Source organism: Nonomuraea aridisoli (assembly GCF_003236395.1).
Classification (GTDB): Bacteria; Actinomycetota; Actinomycetes; order Streptosporangiales; family Streptosporangiaceae; genus Nonomuraea; species Nonomuraea aridisoli.
On the sequence record NZ_POUD01000452.1, the window covers coordinates 1 to 4,258 of the forward strand.

Below are 4,258 nucleotides of genomic sequence, written 5' to 3' on the forward strand. Positions count from 1 at the left end.
GGCGCATGGGGCTGTGGGGTTGTTGCAGCCGGCGCCTGGGGAGCCGCAGGCCGCGCCCGGTGACGCGCAGGCTCCCGGTGGTGCGCCGGGGCAGGTGCCGTACGGGGTGCCGCAGCAAGTCGCGCAGCCGGCCGGGAAGCAGGGCGGGGTGCGGGGGCGGCTGAGTGCGCTGCTCGCCAGTGCGCCCAAGTGGTTGCCCGCGCTGCTGGTCGTCGAGGGTCTGATCATGTACATCCTCGCCCTCAAAGCGCCCCCGGGGCCGCTGCGGGGCGTGGACCCGTCCGACATCGACGGGCTCGGCCTGATCTCGGCGCTCCCGGCGACGGCGTTCATCGCCATCCTGATCATGATCGTGTCGTTCTTCGTCACGGTCGCGCAGAGCACCGACCGCAAGTTCCTGCTGCTGTTCCAGATCGCCGCGATCACGTTCGCCCTGCACGGCGCCGGCTCGCTCGTGGCGGAGGAGCCGCGCTTCCCCACGGCGTACATCCATGCCGGTTTCGTGGAGTTCATCGGCAGGACCGGCGAGACGGCGATCAACATCGACGCCCGCATGGGCTGGCCGGGCTACTTCGCGCTGTTCGCGTTCGTGACGAAGGCGGCCGGCATCACCGACATGTCCACGATCCTGCAGTGGACGCCACTCCTGACGAACCTGCTCTACCTGCTGCCGTTCGTACTGATCCTGCGCCAGGTGGTGGCGACGACGCGGGCTCGGTGGTTCGCGGCGCTGCTGTTCGTGCTGGTGCAGTGGATCGGTCAGGACTACTTCTCCCCCCAAGGCTTCACGTTCGCCCTCTATCTGGCGTTCGTGGCGATCCTGCTCAGGTGGTTCGGCCGGGTGGAGCCGCGCACCAAGCCGATCCCGCCCAAGGGGCTGCGCAAGCTCATCGGCCGCCTCGACGCGATGACGCCGGGCGAGCTGGCCAACACCGGCACCTACCGTGCCGACAAGCTGCTCATGTTCATGATGCTGCTGGCGCTGTTCATCGCGTCGGTGGCCTCCCACCAGATCACGCCGTTCATGATGCTCGGTGTGGTGACGGCGTTCCTGCTGTTCAAGCGCACGTCGCTGACGTGGGCGCTGCCGTTCTTCCTCGGCCTGGTGACGCTGGCCTGGATCAGCTTCATGACGGTGGGCTTCTGGGCCAGCCAGATCGACACGATCTTCGGCGGCCTCGGCAACGTCCTCGCCAACCTGCGCAGCAACACCGGTGACCGCATCGAGGGCACCGACCCGGCGCACGCGATGGTGCTGCAGGCCAGGCTCGGCATCCTGGTGGTGATCCTCAGCCTGGCGGCGACCGGCCTGTTCCGGCGGCTGCGGCGCGGGGTGTTCGACCGTTCGGCGCTCATTCTGCTGTGCGTGCCGGTGATGGCGCTGGCCCTGCAGAGCTACGGCGGCGAGATCGGCCTGCGCATCTACATGTTCGCGCTGCCGGGCGCCTGTCTGCTGGCCGCGTACGCGTTCTTCCCGAACATGCCGGCCGACAGCGCGGACGTGCGCGAGGAGACGGTGCCGGTCCGCAAGCGGAACGTGCGCTTCAGCCCGGAGCTGACCAAGCGCATCTCGGTCGTGCTGGCGGCGGCCTTCGCGATCGTGTTCGCGATGGCGTTCCTCCTGGCCCGGTACGGCAACGAGCAGTTCGAGCGCGTCACCACCGGCGAGGTCGCGGCCCTGCACTACATCTACGACCACGACAAGCCGAGCGCGCGCGTGCTCTACCTGGTGCCCAAGTTGGGCCCCGAGGTCACGCCGACGCTGCCGTGGGGCGAGCGGGACATCGAGCTGGTCAACTTCAACGTCCAGGCGCTCGTGCACGCGGATCCGACGAAGATCTCCGACGCGGTGAAGGCGCTGAAGGAGCAGCCGCGCAACTCGTACCTCATCGTGAGCCGGGGGCAGGTCAGCTACCTGCAGCTCAACCAGGGCTTCTCGGACGACTGGGGCGAGAGGTTCCGGGCGGCGCTGGACGCCTCGCCCGACCTGAAGCGGGTGTACTCCAACGAGGACGCGGCCCTGTACACCTGGAAGAACTTCGTCCGCGGCACCGAGATCCCCGAGCCGAACCCGTACCAGGGGCGCGGCGATCCCACCACGCCGTGGACGCCGGTGGGCATCGGCGCGCTGGCCCTGACGTGGGTGGCGCTCTTCGGCTACGAGATCATCCGGCTGAACGGCCCGAACCGGGCGCCGAAGGCCCGCAGGCGGCTGCTGTATCTGGCGGTGCCCTCCTTCGTGGTGGCGCTGGCGGTCATCGTGGAGCGGTTCGTCTACATCGCGCAGAACAACATGTGAGCCCCGCTCTCCCCGGCGGCGCCGGGGAGAGCGGACGGTCATCCCGGGCCCCTGCCCGGAGGCGGCGGGCGGGGGGTGAATAAGATCAGCTGACGTCAGGTCAGCAGCCCCCGGCGCCCCCCAGGCAGTCCGAAGGACGGATCACATGATGTCTCAGAGCGCGGCCTTCTCGCAGGCGCGCCCTCCGGCCGCCCCCAGTGTTCTGCTGACCGATCCGGCGGGGTTGTTCGCCGAGCTGGCCCGGCTCGCCCTGTCGGCGGGCGACTACGTCGTGTGCGGCTCGGCGGCCCTCTACGTCCGCGGCATGCGGGCCCGGATGGGCGATCTGGACGTGCTGGCCCGGGGCGCGGCCTGGCAGCAGGTGCTCACCCTCGGCACGCCGCAGCCGGCGTTGTCGGGCCACGGGCTCAGGGTGGTGCATCCGTCGGTGGCGATCGAGTTCGTCGACCGGTGGACGCCCGGGTGGCCGACCGACGACCTGATCGACAACGCCGACATCATCGACGGGATGCCGTTCATGCGGCTGGGTCACGTGCTGGCCTGGAAGGAGGCCGCGCGGCGGCCGAAGGACCTGCCCGACATCGCGGCGGTCCAGCATCTGCGGCACATGTGGAGCCGGCGCTCCGCGCGCAGCCATGCCGTCGCCAAGCCGGTCGCGGAGCGCGGCCGGCAGGGCTACGCGGTCGCGGCGCACTACTGGGGCATCGGCGCCCGACCCTCCGGGGAGTCAACGGCGCCGACGCCCTGAGACGGTCAGGCGCCGCCGCGCCCGGACCACCTGACCTCGTACGGCCCGAGCGTGAGCTGGCGACCGTCCACGGTGGCCGTGACGGGCTCGCCGGCGGTGTTGACCATGACGACCTGGCGTTCCTGGCCCAGCGCCTTGATCCGCGGGTCGGAAGCGCGCACCTCCTGCGCCTGCACCCCCGCGGGGAACCACCGGGTGAACCCGCTGAGCAGCCCCGCCATCGGCATCTCGCCGCCCACCTGGGGCGCCCACAGGCACCCGGGGCACTCGCCCTCTCCGTCGAGCTGCGGGTTCCAGTACAGGGCCGTGGTGACGCCGCTCTTGGCGAACTCGATCAGCGCGCTGGCCTGCACGGCCGTGCGCTGTTCCTCGCTCCAGCCGGAGTTCTCCGGCTCGACGTACCATTCGGCCCACCAGACCGGCATGTCGCCGCTCTGCTGCCGCAGCCACGCGGTGATGGCGCTGAACTTGCCCTGGGCGGCGAAGTGGTCGGGCATGTTGCCCTTGTCCTTCGTCATCGTGGCGCTGTCGACGACGATGAAGTCGGCGCCCTTCTTGTGGTCGATCCAGTACTTGATGGCGTCCAGCGCCCGCTGGTCGACCGTGCCCCACGGCCCGCTCAGCTCCGAGGCCGGGCCCGAGGCGTAGCTCTCGATCGACACGTACGGCCCGCCGACCTGGATCTCGGGGTTCACGTTCTTCAGCGCCGTGTAGACCTTGTTGTACATCTCCGTGTAGCCCTCGGCGTCCCACGTGTTGGTGTCGGCGTTCCAGAAGCCCTTGAACTCGTTCCACACCATGTAGTGCTTGACCGTGGGGTACTGCTTGGCCACCCGCGCCGCCAGGTTGGCGAAGTCGTCGAAGTGCTCGGGCTCGGGGGCGACGGTGTGGTTCTTGCTCCAGTCCGTACGCCCGGCCTGGCCGCCCTTCATCCAGTCGGGGGCGCAGCACAACGTGATCACCGGCAACGCCCGCGACGACGACATGAACGTCAGCCGCCGGTCGAGGTCGCGGAAGTTGAACTGCCCGGGGCTCGGCTCGGGGTTGCCCACGCCCCAGCCCATGATGTGCTGGTTCTGCAGCATGGGGACGCGGCCGAGCACGCCCCTGGCCTCCTCGGCGACCTGCTCCGGCTCGTTGTCGGCGCTGAACTGGGTGTGCGTGACGCCCCAGCGCGGCCAGTCGGGCAGCGCGGGCGGCTGCTGCAGGGT

At 70.0% G+C, this 4,258-nt stretch carries 3 protein-coding genes; 2 read left to right on the forward strand and 1 reads right to left on the reverse strand.

Features of this window, described 5'->3' with window-relative positions; genetic code table 11:
• Together C1J01_RS46565 and C1J01_RS46570 are read left to right on the forward strand one after the other, a co-directional pair.
• Positions 1 to 2,299, forward strand: a 2,299-nt coding sequence (locus C1J01_RS46565) for a hypothetical protein (RefSeq protein WP_220040463.1), incomplete at its 5' end; no start/stop codon positions are given.
• A 145-nt stretch (positions 2,300 to 2,444) separates the two neighbouring features.
• Entirely contained in the window at positions 2,445 to 3,047 is a 603-nt protein-coding gene (locus tag C1J01_RS46570) for a hypothetical protein (RefSeq protein WP_111185402.1), read from the forward strand.
• Between the two features lie 5 nt (positions 3,048 to 3,052).
• Here C1J01_RS46570 and C1J01_RS46575 read toward each other — a convergent pair.
• A partial coding sequence (locus C1J01_RS46575; RefSeq protein WP_111185403.1) for a GH39 family glycosyl hydrolase occupies positions 3,053 to 4,258 on the reverse strand: 1,206 nt, incomplete at its 5' end.

What these genes read in the sequence shown, in the direction of transcription:
- C1J01_RS46570 (WP_111185402.1), top strand. Translation starts at nt 2,445, where the DNA reads ATGATGTCTCAGAGCGCGGCCTTCTCGCAGGCGCGCCCTCCGGCCGCC.